The 15,262-nt window shown below is 54.3% G+C and carries 17 protein-coding genes; 13 read left to right on the top strand and 4 right to left on the bottom strand.

Features of this window, described 5'->3' with window-relative positions; translation table 11 throughout:
* Position 1: 1 nt before the first annotated feature.
* The gene (gene cbiM, locus KV190_RS06325) at positions 2–688 is read left to right on the top strand and encodes a cobalt transporter CbiM (protein ID WP_460195091.1); all 687 of its coding nucleotides are present in this window, start codon (positions 2–4) and stop codon (positions 686–688) included.
* Positions 651–1,604 carry an AEC family transporter gene (locus KV190_RS06320; protein ID WP_460195090.1) on the top strand — a complete coding sequence of 318 codons (954 nt, stop codon included), beginning with the start codon at positions 651–653 and terminating at the stop codon, positions 1,602–1,604. Before cbiM ends, KV190_RS06320 begins: the two co-directional genes overlap by 38 nt.
* 13 nt (positions 1,605–1,617) lie before the next feature.
* Here the strand turns inward: KV190_RS06320 and petM are convergent, their stop codons facing one another.
* Together petM and KV190_RS06310 are read right to left on the bottom strand one after the other, a co-directional pair.
* Complete coding sequence (gene petM, locus KV190_RS06315) at positions 1,618–1,719, bottom strand: cytochrome b6-f complex subunit PetM (protein ID WP_011057256.1); 102 nt, start codon at positions 1,717–1,719, stop codon at positions 1,618–1,620.
* Between the two features lie 51 nt (positions 1,720–1,770).
* Entirely contained in the window at positions 1,771–2,133 is a 363-nt protein-coding gene (locus KV190_RS06310) for a hypothetical protein (protein WP_460195089.1), read from the bottom strand.
* 113 nt (positions 2,134–2,246) lie between these two features.
* Here KV190_RS06310 and bchD point away from each other — a divergent pair, with 113 nt between their 5' ends.
* The gene (bchD, locus tag KV190_RS06305; protein ID WP_460195087.1) at positions 2,247–4,253 is read left to right on the top strand and encodes a magnesium chelatase ATPase subunit D; all 2,007 of its coding nucleotides are present in this window, start codon (positions 2,247–2,249) and stop codon (positions 4,251–4,253) included.
* A 67-nt stretch (positions 4,254–4,320) separates the two neighbouring features.
* Here the strand turns inward: bchD and groL are convergent, their stop codons facing one another.
* On the bottom strand, positions 4,321–5,952 hold the full coding sequence (gene groL / locus KV190_RS06300; RefSeq protein ID WP_460195086.1) for a chaperonin GroEL: 1,632 nt from the start codon (positions 5,950–5,952) through the stop codon (positions 4,321–4,323).
* Between the two features lie 173 nt (positions 5,953–6,125).
* Here groL and KV190_RS06295 point away from each other — a divergent pair, with 173 nt between their 5' ends.
* The 9 genes from KV190_RS06295 to fni all read left to right on the top strand — a co-directional run bounded on the left by KV190_RS06295 (position 6,126) and on the right by fni (position 13,624).
* Positions 6,126–6,725, top strand: a complete 600-nt coding sequence (locus tag KV190_RS06295) for a CAP domain-containing protein (protein WP_460195084.1) — start codon at positions 6,126–6,128, stop codon at positions 6,723–6,725.
* Between the two features lie 65 nt (positions 6,726–6,790).
* Positions 6,791–7,036: a CRR7 family NDH-1 assembly protein gene (locus KV190_RS06290; RefSeq protein ID WP_460195082.1), complete on the top strand. Its 246-nt coding sequence runs from the start codon at positions 6,791–6,793 to the stop codon at positions 7,034–7,036.
* A 179-nt stretch (positions 7,037–7,215) separates the two neighbouring features.
* Positions 7,216–7,686, top strand: coding sequence for an SRPBCC family protein (locus KV190_RS06285; RefSeq protein WP_409874632.1), 471 nt, complete (start codon positions 7,216–7,218; stop codon positions 7,684–7,686).
* A 19-nt stretch (positions 7,687–7,705) separates the two neighbouring features.
* The gene (gene argB, locus KV190_RS06280; RefSeq protein WP_460195080.1) at positions 7,706–8,593 is read left to right on the top strand and encodes an acetylglutamate kinase; all 888 of its coding nucleotides are present in this window, start codon (positions 7,706–7,708) and stop codon (positions 8,591–8,593) included.
* Positions 8,594–8,661: 68 nt separating this feature from the next.
* Complete coding sequence (locus KV190_RS06275) at positions 8,662–9,000, top strand: hypothetical protein (protein WP_460195079.1); 339 nt, start codon at positions 8,662–8,664, stop codon at positions 8,998–9,000.
* Between the two features lie 117 nt (positions 9,001–9,117).
* Positions 9,118–10,419 (top strand): carboxyl-terminal processing protease CtpC, encoded by a 1,302-nt coding sequence (gene ctpC, locus KV190_RS06270; RefSeq protein ID WP_149820121.1) that lies wholly within the window; start codon positions 9,118–9,120, stop codon positions 10,417–10,419.
* A 23-nt stretch (positions 10,420–10,442) separates the two neighbouring features.
* Positions 10,443–11,333 carry a CDF family zinc efflux transporter Cdf31 gene (cdf31, locus tag KV190_RS06265; RefSeq protein WP_460195078.1) on the top strand — a complete coding sequence of 297 codons (891 nt, stop codon included), beginning with the start codon at positions 10,443–10,445 and terminating at the stop codon, positions 11,331–11,333.
* Positions 11,334–11,389: 56 nt separating this feature from the next.
* A complete protein-coding gene (locus tag KV190_RS06260) occupies positions 11,390–12,526 on the top strand; it encodes a geranylgeranyl reductase family protein (protein ID WP_460195077.1) in 1,137 nt (378 codons plus the stop codon).
* 69 nt (positions 12,527–12,595) lie between these two features.
* Entirely contained in the window at positions 12,596–13,624 is a 1,029-nt protein-coding gene (gene fni, locus KV190_RS06255; protein ID WP_460195076.1) for a type 2 isopentenyl-diphosphate Delta-isomerase, read from the top strand.
* Here the strand turns inward: fni and KV190_RS06250 are convergent.
* Complete coding sequence (locus KV190_RS06250) at positions 13,621–14,331, bottom strand: DUF2232 domain-containing protein (protein WP_460195075.1); 711 nt, start codon at positions 14,329–14,331, stop codon at positions 13,621–13,623. The genes fni and KV190_RS06250 overlap by 4 nt on opposite strands.
* 141 nt (positions 14,332–14,472) lie before the next feature.
* On the opposite strand from KV190_RS06250, the gene egtC reads away from it, so the two are divergent.
* Positions 14,473–15,255 carry an ergothioneine biosynthesis protein EgtC gene (egtC, locus tag KV190_RS06245; RefSeq protein WP_460195074.1) on the top strand — a complete coding sequence of 261 codons (783 nt, stop codon included), beginning with the start codon at positions 14,473–14,475 and terminating at the stop codon, positions 15,253–15,255.
* Positions 15,256–15,262 lie beyond the last annotated feature (7 nt).

Here is a 15,262-nt window from a genome sequence, read left to right as displayed (position 1 = left end):
CATGCACATCCCCGATGGTTTAGTGCCGCCCCTATGGTGTGGACTGGGTTACGCCGGTACGGGTGGTCTTCTGTGGTGGTCTTGCCGCCGTTTGCAGCGGGCAACGGTGGATCCGCTGGCGATCGTCCCGCGATTAGCCCTATTAACCGCCGCTTTTTTTACCGCCTCGGCAGTCTATATCCCAGTGCCCCCCAGCAGTGTTCACCTGATGTTTCTCGGCAGTCTAGGGGCAGTGTTGGCGGAAGGGGCAATGATTGCGGTGGTTGTGGGGTTATTTTTGCAGGCGGTGATGTTTGGTCATGGCGGCTTGACCACCCTAGGCCTGAATGCCCTAATCATGGGGATACCAGCGCTGCTGGCGGCGGCTATTTTTCGGGGAGTGTGGCATCGCTGTCCGCCAAGGGGGCGATCGCTCCTCGGGTTTCTCCTTGGGGCGGGGGCTGTGCTGTTGGCCGTTTTCTTATTTGGCGCAGTGATTCTCTTGAGCCTGCCAGCAACCTTGGATCAACAGCGGGAATGGCTAGCGATCGCTGCCCTTGGGATTGCCCATTTGCCCCTTGCTATGTTGGAAGGAGTGGTCACGGCTTCACTGCTGGTCTTTTTGGCCAAAGTCAAGCCAGAATTCCTGTCCCAAGGGGCGTCTTTTTCCCGTGAAAGTTCTCCTTACCCTACTGCCGACCCTCGCTGAACTCTACGGCTTAATCTTTCTGTGCATGGGCATTGGCTATGGCAGCAGCCGCTTTTTGCCACCAACGACGGGGGCTTGGCTAGCGCAAGGGTTATTCTGGGTGGGGACGCCCCTCACGGCATTTAGTTTTATTGTCACCACCACGATTACAGGTCACAGTACGTTGGCTCCTCTATTGGCCTGGCTAGGGATGGGGATCGGCGTCAGCTTGGCATGGCTGTGGTTACAGCAATATCCCGCTCACACGCGGCAGGAGCAGGGCAGTTTTCTCTTGGCGACCATGGTGGGCAATACAGGTTTTATTGGCTTTCCCATCACTTGGCGACTGCTGGGGCAGGATCACTTTAGCTGGGCGTTGTTTTTTGATCTGATGGGGACGCTTCTCATTTCCTATAGTGCTGGCATTGGCGTGGCGGCGAGTTTTGGCGATTACCTACGGTATGTCGAAGGCGATCGCTCAATTTCCATCTCAAAACTGCTGTGGCACATTGGCCGTAATCCAACCCTCTGGTGTGTCGGCATCGGACTGCTGCTGCGACAACATCCCCTACCGGCGATCGCCCAACAGGGACTTCTGACCTTGGCATGGTTAATGGTGATTGCTGGCCTTATCTATATGGGGATCTGCCTTGGGGAAGCCCCCCTCAAGCTCCAGTGGCAGCGGATAATTCCCTGTCTGACCATCAAGATGCTGTTGGTGCCACTGCTGCTGGGAATAGGCTTAACCCTGATCGGGGTCACAGGGCCGCCGCGCCTAGGAATGGTACTGCAAGCAGGAATGCCCCCGGCCTTTATGACGCTGATCTTGGCGGATGTGTATCACTTAGATCGCGCCTTTGCCGCCAGCTTAATTTTGACTAGTCTTTTTGCCTTAATTCTTTTATTGCCCCTGTGGCTGGTGCTCTTTGCCGGCTAGGGGCATTGGGTGGCTAATCGTCGGGGGTCAAGCGCAACAGCAGGTAGCCTGCGCCTAAACCAACCAGAACCAGCGTAAACGTAATCACCGCAGTATTGAAAATCTCTTCTGCCATAGGGCGGCCTCAGCTAACAAGAACTCATTTTAACCAATTTGGCTCCTTTGCTTACCACGGCTCCAAAACAGGTTCCCGCAGCAGCTCATGGGTACCACGATTCACGGTCAAGAACATCCCGCGGGGGGTTTTGGTCAATAGATACGTGTACTCGCCATTGACCGCCTCAAAATAGTACCCTTGAGGACTCCAATCCCGCAGGGGCAACCGAATCGATAGGCGGGGATCCTGCTTGTGTCGCGCCATATAGTAGGCGGGGCGATCGCCCCCACAGATATTCACCCAATAACTGCGAGTCTCCGTGGCCACAAAGGTACTCTCATAGGAGCGACAGGAGAGGGGACGAGCCAATGCCGCCAGCGGTGTCAGGATTAACAGGGTCACAGCAGCAATTGTCTGCCCAAAGGATTTCATTAGTAGGCTTCCCCATGGCTTTTAACTCCAGTCTAGCCAAGGAGGCGGGAAAGGGTTTCCACCCTCGGTAAGATAGATGATGACGACTGCTGTTTACCTTCAACAGGGATTCAATGACGCTCGCGATCGCCCCCTTTCCCATCACTGCCATCATTGGCCAAGAGGCTATTAAACTGGCACTGCTGTTGGCCGCCGTTGATCCCGGTTTGGGCGGGGTGATCATTGCGGGGCGGCGGGGGACTGCCAAATCCGTCCTTGCGCGAGGTATTCATGCCCTATTGCCCCCGATTGAAGTCATTGATCAGGGGGAGATCCCCGTACCGATCATTGCCAACCCCGACCCGGAACGCCCCCAAGACTGGGATAGCCGCTTGCAAGCTTGGCGCCAAAGCCATCCCGATGTCGCGTTGACCACGAAAGTCATTCCAGCCCCCTTTGTGCAAATTCCCCTAGGGGTCACCGAGGATCGCCTCTTGGGAGCCGTGGATGTAAGTCAATCGGTGCAGCGGGGCGAAGCGGTCTTTCAGCCCGGCCTATTGGCGGCAGCCCACCGCGGGGTGCTCTATGTGGATGAAATCAATCTCTTGGATGAGCAATTGGCCAATGTGCTGATGGCAGTGCTCAGTGCTGGCCGCAACCAAATTGAACGGGAGGGGATTAGCCTGGATCACCCCTGTCGTCCGCTTTTAATTGCCACGTTTAACCCCGATGAGGGGGAAGTGCCACCCCATCTGCTGGATCGGTTTGCGATCGCCCTATCGGCGGATACGGTTCTCGGTTTAGATGAGCGGGTTGCAGCGGTGGATCATGCCACTCAATTTGCTGATTCGCCCCAAGCTTTTTTGCAGCAATACGATGCTGAGCTAGAGGATCTGCGCACCCAAATTATTCTGGCGCGGGAATGGCTCAAAGAAGTGAAAATTCAACGGCAGCAAATTGCCTATCTCGTCACCGAAGCCCTACGGGGTGGTGTTCAAGGCCATCGAGCAGAACTCTTTGCAGTGCGGGTGGCCAAAGCCCATGCTGCCCTGAATGGCCGCAGCGAAGTCAATGCCGAAGATCTACGCCGCGCTGTTGAACTGGTGATTGTGCCGCGAGCCACTCAACTGGAACCGCCGCCGGATCAACCGCCCCCACCGCCGCCGCCCCCGCCAGAGAATCAGCAGTCTGACCCCGAAGAAGAACCCGATGAGCCAGAGACGCCACCGGAAGAGCAGCAGGAGACGCCACCCATTCCTGAGGAATTTGTTTTTGAGGCCGATGGCACGGTCTTGGATGAGTCGGTGCTCTACTTTGCCCAACTGACCCAACGCCAAGGGAAATCGGGGAGTCGCAGCCTGATTTACTCCCAAGATCGCGGTCGCTATATCCGCCCGATTTTGCCCCGTGGCCGAGGCGGTCGAATTGCTGTGGATGCCACCCTGCGCAGCGCCGCTCCCTACCAAAAATCCCGTCGCCTACGCCAACCCCAACGCCGCGTCATTGTTGAAAACAGTGATCTGCGAATTAAACGTCTGGTACGTAAAGCGGGTGCTTTGATTATTTTTGTGGTCGATGCCTCTGGCTCAATGGCACTGAACCGCATGAATTCCGCCAAGGGAGCTGTTTTACGCCTATTGACCCAAGCCTATCAAAACCGCGATATGGTGGCGCTGATTCCCTTTCGGGGCGAGCAGGCGGAGGTGCTCCTACCCCCTACCCGATCCATTGAAGCGGCACGGCGACGCCTTGAAACCCTGCCCTGTGGGGGTGGCTCTCCCCTTGCCCACGGCCTGACCCAAGCGGTGCGAGTGGGCTTGAATGCCCGCCAAAGTGGTGAAATTGGTCAAGTGATGATTGTGGCCATTACCGACGGTCGGGGCAATATCCCCCTAAGCCGCTCCCTTGGGGAAACCATTCCGCCGGAGACCAAGCCCGATGTCAAAGCGGAAGTGCTGGAAATTGCCGCTAAAATTCAAGCCTTGGGTCTAAAGCTCTTGGTGATTGATACCGAGAATAAGTTTGTCTCGACCGGCATGGGCAAGGAATTGGCACGGCAAGCGGGGGGCAAGTATTACCATCTGCCCAAGGCCACCGATCAGGCGATCGCCCAAGTGACACAAAACGCCCTGCAATTTTAGCCACCAATAAAAAACTCTCCCCCCAGTTAGAGAGGAGAGAAAATAGCCAACTATTCGGGCAGTGAGCCTACATCATGCCGCCCATGCCCCCCATGCCGCCATCCGCAGGAGCTGCGGGTTTCGGTTCCGGTTTTTCGACCACAAGGGCTTCCGTGGTCAGTACCATGCCGGCGATCGAACCGGCATTTTGCAGGGCAGAGCGTACCACTTTGGCGGGGTCAATAATACCCGCACTGACGAGGTCTTCATAGGTGCCGGTTGCGGCATTAAAGCCATAGTTGAAGTCGCCGGCACGGACATTCTCCACGACCACGGCTCCTTCGACACCAGCATTGTCAGCAATTTGAGCCACTGGTGCTGCTAAGGCACTGGCAACAATGCGCGCACCCGTCTGTTCTTCGGGACTGAGGCTAGGCAGCAGGGCATCAATGCGACTAGCTAAGTGAAGCAAGGTCACACCACCACCAGGCACAATCCCTTCAGCCACTGCCGCTTTGGTGGCATTGAGGGCATCTTCGAGGCGGAGTTTGCGATCCTTCAATTCCGTTTCGGTGGCAGCCCCCACTTTGATCACCGCTACGCCGCCCACCAGCTTGGCAATGCGTTCTTGCAGCTTTTCTTTATCGTATTCGGAGTCGGTCTCGGCCAACTGTTTCTTGAGCTGCTCGACGCGCTTTTGAATATCGGCTTTATTGCCTTTCTCTGACACAAGGGTGGTGGTGTCTTTGGTCACGGTGACGGAGGCGGCTTCTCCTAGCATGGTGATTTCCACATCATCTAGGGTCAGTCCCACTTCCTCAGAAATGACTTGACCGCCCGTGAGAATGGCAATGTCTTGCAGCATCGCTTTACGCCGTTCGCCAAAGGCCGGGGCTTTGACAGCAACAACATTGAGGACGCCCCGCAGTTTATTCACCACCAGTGTGGCGAGGGCCTCGCCTTCCACATCTTCAGCAATGATCACGAGGGGACGACCACTGCGAGCCACTCTTTCTAAGGTGGGAATCAGGTCTTGGATGCTGGTAATTTTCTTGTCCGTCAGGAGCAGATAGGCATTGTTGAGTTGGACAATCATCCGCTCTGGATCGGTGACAAAGTAGGGGGAGATGTAACCGCGATCAAACTGCATCCCCTCGACAATTTCCATTTCTGTATTCAGGGATTTTGATTCTTCAATGGTGATCACGCCATCTTTGCCGACTTTGGCCATGGCTTCACCAATCATGGCTCCCACTTCGGGGTCATTACCGGCTGAGACACTCGCCACTTGGGCAATCATGTCCCCTTCAACGGGTTTGGCCACTTCGGCAATGCCCTCAACAATTGTTTTAATTGCTTTTTCCATGCCGCGTTTGAGGGCAATGGGGTTGGCGCCGGCAGCGACGTTTTTCAGGCCTTCACGGATCAGCGCTTGGGCAAGGAGGGTGGCAGTGGTTGTGCCATCGCCGACAACATCATTGGTTTTGGCGGCCACTTCCCGAATCAGTTGGGCGCCGGTATTTTCGTAGGCATCTTCCAGTTCGATTTCCTTGGCGATCGTCACACCATCGTTGACAATTTGCGGTGCACCATACTTTTTCTCAAGCACCACGTTGCGGCCTTTGGGGCCAAGGGTAATTTTCACGGCATCGGCAAGGGCATTAATTCCGCGTTCGAGCGATCGCCGGGACTCTTCATGAAATGCGACTAATTTTGCCATGGGTGGCTATCCTTTAGTAACTTGGAGGTAATGATTGAGGGACTGCAAACTTGGCAGACTTCAAGCCATTGTTCACAATACTGTGGAAAATAAGCTCAGGGCAATGGCAGAAAATGTAGGGGATTCCGCACTTGCTCGCATACACTGGCAATAGATCAACAAGCTTCTCAGCCATGGCTGGCCGCCGCCTCAATCAACAACGCCTACAGGTCTTCTTGTACGTCACCTTAATGCTCGGCATTGCCCTTGCAGCGGCCAAGGAGTATTTTTACCTCAACAACGGTCAAGGCGGGCAAGACTGGCAAATTGGTGCGCCACAGGTGGATGTCATTGCTGCTCAGCCAAAACGCTCCCTTGCGGAAATACAGGCTTTTGCCCTGCAATTGGTGAATCGCGATCGCCAGCTCAATGGACTGCCACCCCTTGTTGCCGATGAGTTACTGACAGAGGCAGCACAACGCCATGCCGAGGATATGCTCAAACGCCAATACTTTAGCCACACCAACCCCGAGGGGCAATCGCCAATGGATCGCTTTATTGCCTTGGGGGGACGCGGCGGCGTCGGTGAAAATATCATGGAGCAGAAGGGCACCCCCGGCTTGGTGCTCAACTACAAACTGATTGAGCGTTTCCAAAAAGGCTGGATGTATAGTGAGGGGCACCGCCAAAATATCCTGCGGCCTGAATTTACCCGTTTTGGCTTTGGCATTGCTTTGAATGCAGCACGGGGCGAGGTCTATGCTGTACAGATGTTTGCCCTGCCAGCCCAGTAAGAGGCGCAAAACCCGCTAAAGAGATCGAAAAATATCAATCGTCATCAAACCTAGCCACATGAGCCATGTTCACTGAAGAAATGTACGTTGTCCTCGAATCCAGTGCCAGCGATGAGACCTTTCTCACGCCCATGGAGCTACAGGCCAAGCTGGTGGAGTATCTAACAGGAACCGAGGTTTCCCTAACGCCGGATCTACTTGCTTTGCCCGATGTGGAAAGTCGTGCCCACTACCTCATGACAACGGGTTGTGAACTGCAATTACCCAATGGTGGCTACCTTCAGTGGTATGCCGTGCGCTTAGAAAAATAATCGTTACAGAGGGTTACGAAACTCCTGCTCGGAAAATTCCGTTCTAATATAGATAAGGCTCTTGGATCAATAAAGGGTTCAGACGATTATTTATTCTTTCGTGGTGTCCAAATCGTCAGGAATAGCAGGGTAACGAGACTGTGGCCGATCGCCGTCGTCAACAAAAGAAAAAACAGCAAATGACCTACAGTTGGCCGTTGGCAGGCACCTATCAAGCCCTTAGCTCTGCATCGGTGGATTTGATCTGGCGCAAAGTGGTGAATTTGGCCGATGTATCGTGGCATCCCTTGATTTTGCGCACGAATGTGCCCTACGGACTTGTCCCCAAGCCGGGGTTTATTTTCCAGGCCATGACCCGTTGGATTCCGTGGCCGATTCAGATTTTTGTCGAACGGGTATCACCGGGGAAACTGTTGAGTATTCGCATTTTGGTCTTGCCGGGGGTAGAGGAACGGGTAACCTATCGTTTAGAATCAACGGTTTGTGGGAGTCAGATTTCCTGCTCAGTGATGTTGCGGGGATGGCTGGCGCCGCTGATTTGGTCGCTGATTCGCGATTATGCGGCAGTGTTGGCTGCCCGTCTGGCGATCGCCGCTGAGAAGGAACCCCCCTCTGCCAAGCCCCCCATTGACCCCTGTTTAGGTTTTTAGACTGACGAGAGAGACTTCTATGCTCAGCGATAGCGATCGCGTTCGTGTTCTCAGTGAAGCCCTGCCCTATCTCCAAGCCTTTGCCGGGCGCACCTTTGTCGTTAAATACGGCGGTGCCGCCATGAAGGAAGAGCAGCTCAAAGATTCCGTGATTCGCGATATTGTCTTTCTCTCCTATGTGGGGATTCGCCTTGTCGTGGTTCATGGCGGTGGCCCAGAGATCAACACTTGGCTGGGCAAGCTCAACATCGAACCCCAATTCAAAAATGGGCTGCGCGTCACCGATGCCGCAACAATGGATGTGGTCGAGATGGTCTTGGTGGGTCGTGTCAACAAGGAAATTGTCACCCTGATCAATCAGGCGGGCGGTAAAGCGGTGGGGCTGTGCGGCAAAGATGGCAACCTGATTCGTGCCCGTGCCCAAGGGGAAGATAGCATTGGCTTTGTCGGTGAAGTGCAGGGGGTGGATACCCGCGTGATTACGGCGCTAGTGGAGAAGGGGTATATTCCTGTCATCTCCAGTGTGGCTGCCGATGATACCGGCCAAGCCTACAACATCAATGCCGATACAGTTGCTGGCGAGATTGCAGCGGCCTTGGGGGCTGAGAAGCTAATTTTACTGACGGATACCGCGGGCATTTTACGGGATTATCGCGACCCGAGTACCCTCATTTATCGCCTTGATATTGCCGAAGCGCGGCAACTGATTAAAGAGGGGGTTGTCTCTGGGGGAATGATTCCTAAAGTCACCTGTTGCGTGCGATCGCTCGCTCAAGGGGTGAAAGCAGCGCACATTATTGATGGCCGGGTGCCCCACGCCCTGTTACTGGAAATTTTTACCGATTCGGGGATTGGCTCAATGCTCGTGGGATCCAATGCGGCCTACGATAGCGCCTTTACTGACTGAAACTTTTCGCATGAAAACGGGCGTCCTAGGGTATGACAAGGATGTTTTAGCGTAAGCGCCTATTACTTATGAAGTTATTCTCTTTAATCTTAATTAGTAGCGGCTTAGCCACTAGCCTAACGCTGCCAGCACGTGCCATTCCCCAACCCTACCCCCAAGTAGCCGTGAATAGTTTTATGGATACCTGCATCGAGCGTGGCCGGCGATCGGCGCCCCTTGTCCCCCGTTCAATGATGAGTAACATTTGTCAGTGCTCCATCAACTACATTCAACAGCGGGTGAGCTACGCCGACTTTCAAACCCTTGATCCCAATGGCGGCCAACCGCAGTCTCCTCGCCAACAACAGGCACAGCGGGTTCTCGATGAAAGTGTGAACTACTGCATTCGCCAGCAACTGGGCGTCTAGGCACTTTTTCAGCCTGCTGAGCGTCGGAAAACTTAGCTTGCGATCGCCAACGGCCAAGGCAAGTCTTTGTGCTAGATTGGGCGTAGGCTAAAGGATCGAAAATTTAGGACGAATCATATGGGAATCACACACCGCACGCTCGTTGTCAGTACGACAGTGGTCATGACGGCATTGGTTGCTGTCACGGGTGCGGGTCTGCACTGGTCCCGTAGCCTAGCAGGTTTTCGCCAAAGTCCTAAGGAACTGGTGGATGAAGTCTGGCAGGTCATTGACCGTGAATACGTAGATGCCACCTTCAATGGCAATGACTGGCGTGCCGTGCGGCGGGAATTTCTCTCGCGGAACTACACCAAACCCGAGGATGCTTACAAAGCGGCACGGGAAATGCTCGAGAAGCTCAATGATCCCTACACCCGCTTTATGGATCCGGAGCAGTTTCGCTCCATGCAAATTGAAACCTCTGGTGAACTCACAGGGGTAGGCATCACCATTACCCAAGACGAAAAAACCAAAGAAATCACGGTGGTTTCCCCCATTGAAGGCAGTCCCGCCGCTGAGATGGGTCTAATGGCCAAGGATGTGATCCTGAAAATTGACGGCAAATCCACCAAGGGCATGGACCTTAACCAAGCCGTCAGCATGATCCGTGGCCCTGTGAATACAAAAGTGCGCCTCACCATCCAGCGGGGCGATCAAATCTTGAACTATGAGATCACCCGTGCCCGCATTGAAATTCATCCCGTTCGCTTCAGCCTACGCCAAACTCCCCAAGGCCCTGTCGGCTATATTCGCCTTGTCACCTTTAGCTCCAATGCAGCCGCAGAAATGCGCGCCGCCATCCGTGAGTTAGAAAAGCAAGGCGTTGAAGGCTATGTTTTGGATTTACGCTCCAATCCGGGCGGCCTACTCTTTGCCAGTGCTGAAATTGCCCGCATGTTCCTACCGCAGGGCGATATTGTCTCTACGGTCAATCGCCAAGGGGAAGCAGAGCGCTTACGCGCCGGTCGCGGCTTCTTGACCAATAAACCCCTTGTGGTTCTCATTGATGGTGGGTCGGCCAGTGCCAGCGAAATCCTCGCAGGTGCCCTACAGGATAATGGCCGTGCCGTATTGGTGGGAACGCGCACCTTTGGCAAAGGCTTGGTGCAGTCCGTCCAGCCCGTGGGAGAAGGGGCAGGGATTGCGGTGACGATCGCCAAATACTTTACCCCCAGTGGTCGCGATATTAACAAGAAGGGCATTGAACCCGATATTGAAGTCACCCTCACGGAGCAGCAGCGGGAGCAACTCACGCGCGATGACATTGCCACCGATCGCGATCCTCAATTTACACGGGCGCTCGCGGTTCTCAATGAACGCATCCTCGCAGAGCGACGCAACACCCAATCAGCGCGTCCCCCCCAGACAGCTAATCCTTAACTTCACTCAGTTAGGTGATCACCGTGGCCGACCACCGCCGACAAGCCCAGCGGGTATTGTTCTTGGCGCTAGGGGTCAATGTCACACTGACCGTTGTTAAAGCGGTTGTTGGGGTTCTCAGTCACTCCCTCAGTTTACAGGCCGATGCCCTGCATAGCTTGACCGATGCCGGTAGCAGCATCTTGGGCTTAGTGGCCATGCAGTGGGCTAACCCCCATCCCGATCGCGACCATCCCTACGGTCACCAAAAGTTTGAAGCCCTCGGTGCATTGGGGATTGCTGCCTTTTTGGGCATGGTGTGCTTTGAGATTTTACAAAGTGCAGTTGAGCGCCTGCTGCATCAAAGCAGTGCCGTGACGATTACAGGGGCAGAACTGTGGATTGTGATCCTCGTTCTTGGCATGAATATCGGCCTTACCCTCTATGAACACCACATGGGGCACAAGCTGAATAATTCCGTCCTCATTGCCGACGCCAAGCATACCCTGAGCGATGTCTGGACAACCATTATTGTCCTTTTAGGGTTGATTGGGGTATGGACCTTCAATTGGGATTGGTTGGATGTGGTGCTAGCATTTCCCGTCGCTGCCCTTGTGTTTTGGAGTGCTTGGGAAGTCCTCAAAAGTAACATTCCTTGGCTGGTGGATGAGATGGCGATCGCCCCTGAAGCTATCCATGAGCTAGTGATGACCGTGCCCGGTGTGGTTAATTGCCATGACATTAGCTCGCGGGGGATGGTGGGACGGCAAGTGTTTATTGAGATGCACTTAATTGTCGAGGCGGAAGATATTCCCACGGCCCATGACATTACGGAGCAAATTGAAGCCCTGCTGCAAGACCGCTATGGACCTGCTCGCATTGTCATCCACGTCGAACCCCCCGACTACGAATCCAGTCAGATCAGCTTCTCGTAGGTGATTTTTGTTATTTTTTGAGCATCTGCGCAGCGCAACTGAGGAGTGACCCTGTGGTGTACGACTGTATTGTGGTTGGTTCAGGCCCTGCGGGTGGGGCGGCTGCCTATCACTTAGCCAAGCGAGGCCGTCAGGTGTTGGTTCTGGAAAAGGAAAGCTTGCCCCGCTACAAGCCCTGTGGCGGTGGTGTGTCGCCGCAAGTGCAAGCTTGGTTTGACTTTGACTTTCGTCCTGCCATCTCGCTGAAGCTGACGCAAATGGTCTGTACATGGCAGGGGGGAGAAGCGCAAGTGCTGGAACTGCCGCCAGAGCAAGCAGTATGGATGGTGCGCCGCGATGTGTTTGATTATTTTCTGATTCAACAGGCGCAGAAACAGGGGGCGCAGGTAGCGGCTCAAACTCCCGTTACAGGTCTAACATGGGGGGGCGATCGCTGGCAGGTGCATACCCCCAAGGGGGATTTCACAGCACAGTATCTCATTGGCTGTGATGGTGCCAAAGGTTCAATGGCCAAGTGGTTGGGATTCCAACATCGTCAGCAGCGGATAGGAGCAGCCATTGAGGTTGAAGCAGCCATGCCCAATCATTCCCTGAGGGCAGCCCACTTTGACTTTGGTCGCGTTCACAATGGCTACATTTGGAACTTTCCTAAACGGGATGGCTACTCGATTGGCGTGGGCACCTTTTCCCTAGAGCGCAAGCAAAATCTTCGGGCGATCGGGGCAGCGTATGCTGAAACCTTTGGCGTTGATTTCAGTCAAGTCAAGGTCTATGGTCACCCCCTCTACTGTTGGCAGCGGCACCAGCGCCTGCATACCCAAAATGCCCTACTTGCTGGCGAAGCTGCCTGTATCGTTGATCCATTTACCGCCGAAGGCATTCGTCCCTCGCTGTTGACCGGGATGTTGGCTGCCCAAGCCATCGATCGCGCCCTTAATGGTGAGCCAGAGGCTCTCGCGGACTATTCCCGTCAAGTCCAGCAGGCGTGGGGAGCGGATATGGTCTGGGCAAAACGTCTAGCCACCCTTTTTTATCAGATGCCCCACATAGCCTATGAAGTGGCCATCAAACGTCCCAGCGCCCTACAACGGATGGGGCAAATTCTCTGCGGTCAGTTGCGTTACCGCGATGCAGCAGCCAATGGCCTCAAATTGTTGGCGGCGGGTTTGAGAGTGCCGACGGTTTTCCGTTAATGCCGATAGGGATGCTCCCTGAGCTGCCTCCTATAATGTTGGTGCAGCCTAACTTTAGGAACACGAGTGGTGAGCAGTCCCATTGAGCAGCGCAAGGCCGAGCACCTCGAGCTTTGTATTCAAGGTGATGTCAGTAATCAAGAAATCACCACCGCTTTCGAGAAGTATCGCTTTCGCCATTGTGCCCTGCCCGAGCTGGACTTTGCCGAGATTGATCTGACCGTCGAGTTTTTGGGCTGGCGACTCGCTGCCCCCCTGCTGATTTCCTCCATGACCGGTGGCACACCCCAAGCGGGAGACATCAATCGCCGCTTAGCCCGGGTGGCGCAGCACAAGGGAATTGCCATGGGCGTCGGTTCCCAACGGGTCTTGCTGGAGCATCCAGAGGTGGCGACCACGTTTGCCATTCGTCAAGAGGCACCCACTATCCCGCTCTTGGCCAATCTTGGCGCGGTGCAGTTGAACTATGGCTGTGGCGTCAATGAATGCCAAAAGATTATCGATCTCCTAGAGGCGAATGCCCTGATTTTGCACCTCAATCCGCTGCAAGAGGCGGTCCAAACCGGGGGCGATCGCAACTTCAAGGGACTGCTAACCAAAATTGGCGTTCTTTGTCGGGCCCTACCCGTGCCTGTGATTGTGAAGGAAGTGGGCAATGGTATCAGCGCTGATGTGGCCAAGCAACTGGTGGATGTGGGGGTGGCGGCGATTGATGTGGCGGGGGCAGGGGGCACCTCCTGGGCAAAAGTGGAAGCGGCGCGTGCCCAAGATGCCCGTCAACAGTATCTCGGAGAGGCCTTTGCCGAATGGGGTATTCCTACGGCTCAGTGCCTTGAGCAAATTCATACTGCCCTCCCAGAGACGCCCTTGATTGCCTCCGGCGGTCTCAAAAATGGCATTGATGTCGCCAAAGCCCTTGCCCTTGGTGCCAGTCTGGCGGGTTTAGCGCGACCCTTTTTGCAGGCCGCCCATCAATCAGAGGAGACACTTGCGCAGCGCATTGACTTTATCCTTGAGGAATTGAAAACCGTGCTGTTTTGTACCGGCAGTGCTACCCCCCAAGCCCTCTATCAGCGCCGCTGTCTCGAAAGGATCTAGCGGGGGTCTTCAAGGATCGTGCGCAGCCATGGGGGCGGATCCGGAATTGGATTGCCCAATCGCTCCAGCAGTGTCCAGGCCAAAATATGCACCACTAAGGCATACACCGTGGACTGGAAAAAGACAAGTAGCAGTGCCACAACTTGGATCAGGGTCACCGTTGGCTCTAGGAGCAAATTCAGATTGACCAGTACCCAATCAATAAAATTCGTGACCTGCTGATTGAAGTAAATCCAGAGGTTTTCCCCGAGCAGAATCGACACAAGACTAATCTGAAAGAAAAATCCTGCGGTGCCAATCACTGCGCCACTGAAGATGGAACGTCCCCAGTCTTCTTTTTTGGCCCAACAGCCACCAAAAATGACCCCCATAATGCCGTGGGGCAAGAGAAATTGCAGACTACGGGGTGGCCCCATCAACACAGAAAGGAGCAATGCACTGACAATGGCTGCCATCCAAGCGGCGCGGCGGTTCCAGCGTAAATAAACGAGGGCGATGGGAATTGGAAAAAACAGGCGCAAGACCGGACCAATGGGCAAATAAAAGTTAATCACCCACAGCAGGGCAGCGGTACTGGCAAGGAAGGCCGTTTCCGTAATGACAAGGGTGCGCTGAATTTGAGATCGCCCTAAGGCTTGGGACTGCTCAGGGGGCACAATGGCTTCTACGTCGGGAAAATCATCCTCTAGGGAATCCGTTGGGTTCATTGATTGACAGATCACCTTTTTTCTCTACACTCTAGCAAGCTTTACTGCCAGCCCTCAAACTGGATATAGCTGCCGGAAAAATCCTTTGCTGAAAGTTAGAATCGGGGGTAGGGTATTTTTATCAAATTTGCATGTTAACCTATGTGTCGTCTTTATGCCTATATGGGGCGCAAAACGTCCCTTGCCCATGCCTTGGTGGATGCTCCCCATTCCCTGTTGGTGCAAAGTTATCAACCCCGCGAAATGACGGCGGGACTCTTAAATGCCGATGGCTTTGGGGTGGGCTGGTATGCAGTCCGTCAAGATGTGCCACCCTTTCTCTATCGGCAAACAATGCCCATGTGGCATGATGTTAACTTTACTGAGCATTTAAGCCGCTACATTGAATCTGCCTGTTTCTTGGCCAATGTCCGCAGTGCAACACCGGGTCAACCCGTGCAGATGACGAATACACAGCCCTTTCGCTGGGGACGCTGGCTGGGGGTGCACAATGGCTTTATCGAGAACTTTCGCCAAACCCTCTACCGCCCCATGCGCGATCGCCTGTCGGATATTTGTTACAACATTGTTGAAGGCTCGACGGATTCTGAGCACCTCTTTGCCCTCTTTTGCAATGAATTGGTGTTGAATCCGCAATTGTCACCCGTGATGGTTCTGCGGCAAACGCTGCAAATTGTTTTTTCCCTAGCCCAGGCAGCGCGTACCAGTGTCAGTGCCGCCATGATTCTTACTGATGGTGTCTATATTCTCGCCACCCGCTGTTCGCGGGGCACACCCCCCCCCACCCTCTACTGGAGTCAGGATGCCGAGAAAATTCAACTCACCTCAGAGCCTGTAGATCATCAAACGGAGTGGTATCCTTTACCGGAAAATAAACTGCTGTTGATGAGTTTGCAGAGTGAACCAGAAATTTACGCCTTCTGAGATATCA

The sequence above is a fragment of the Thermosynechococcus sp. FA-CM-4201 genome, from assembly GCF_054689355.1.
The sequence above is the reverse complement of the archived record's forward strand: the minus strand, read 5'-3'. Positions and strand labels throughout refer to the sequence as shown.

Excerpts from the sequence above, each read along its gene's own strand:
- cbiM (WP_460195091.1), top strand. The coding sequence starts at position 2 with ATGCACATCCCCGATGGTTTAGTGCCGCCCCTATGGTGTGGACTGGGT.
- petM (WP_011057256.1), bottom strand. The coding sequence starts at position 1,719 with ATGGCAGAAGAGATTTTCAATACTGCGGTGATTACGTTTACGCTGGTT.
- KV190_RS06310 (WP_460195089.1), bottom strand. The coding sequence starts at position 2,133 with ATGAAATCCTTTGGGCAGACAATTGCTGCTGTGACCCTGTTAATCCTG.
- bchD (WP_460195087.1), top strand. The coding sequence starts at position 2,247 with ATGACGCTCGCGATCGCCCCCTTTCCCATCACTGCCATCATTGGCCAA.
- groL (WP_460195086.1), bottom strand. The coding sequence starts at position 5,952 with ATGGCAAAATTAGTCGCATTTCATGAAGAGTCCCGGCGATCGCTCGAA.
- KV190_RS06295 (WP_460195084.1), top strand. The coding sequence starts at position 6,126 with ATGGCTGGCCGCCGCCTCAATCAACAACGCCTACAGGTCTTCTTGTAC.
- KV190_RS06290 (WP_460195082.1), top strand. The coding sequence starts at position 6,791 with ATGTTCACTGAAGAAATGTACGTTGTCCTCGAATCCAGTGCCAGCGAT.
- KV190_RS06285 (WP_409874632.1), top strand. The coding sequence starts at position 7,216 with ATGACCTACAGTTGGCCGTTGGCAGGCACCTATCAAGCCCTTAGCTCT.
- argB (WP_460195080.1), top strand. The coding sequence starts at position 7,706 with ATGCTCAGCGATAGCGATCGCGTTCGTGTTCTCAGTGAAGCCCTGCCC.
- KV190_RS06275 (WP_460195079.1), top strand. The coding sequence starts at position 8,662 with ATGAAGTTATTCTCTTTAATCTTAATTAGTAGCGGCTTAGCCACTAGC.
- ctpC (WP_149820121.1), top strand. The coding sequence starts at position 9,118 with ATGGGAATCACACACCGCACGCTCGTTGTCAGTACGACAGTGGTCATG.
- KV190_RS06250 (WP_460195075.1), bottom strand. The coding sequence starts at position 14,331 with ATGAACCCAACGGATTCCCTAGAGGATGATTTTCCCGACGTAGAAGCC.
- egtC (WP_460195074.1), top strand. The coding sequence starts at position 14,473 with ATGTGTCGTCTTTATGCCTATATGGGGCGCAAAACGTCCCTTGCCCAT.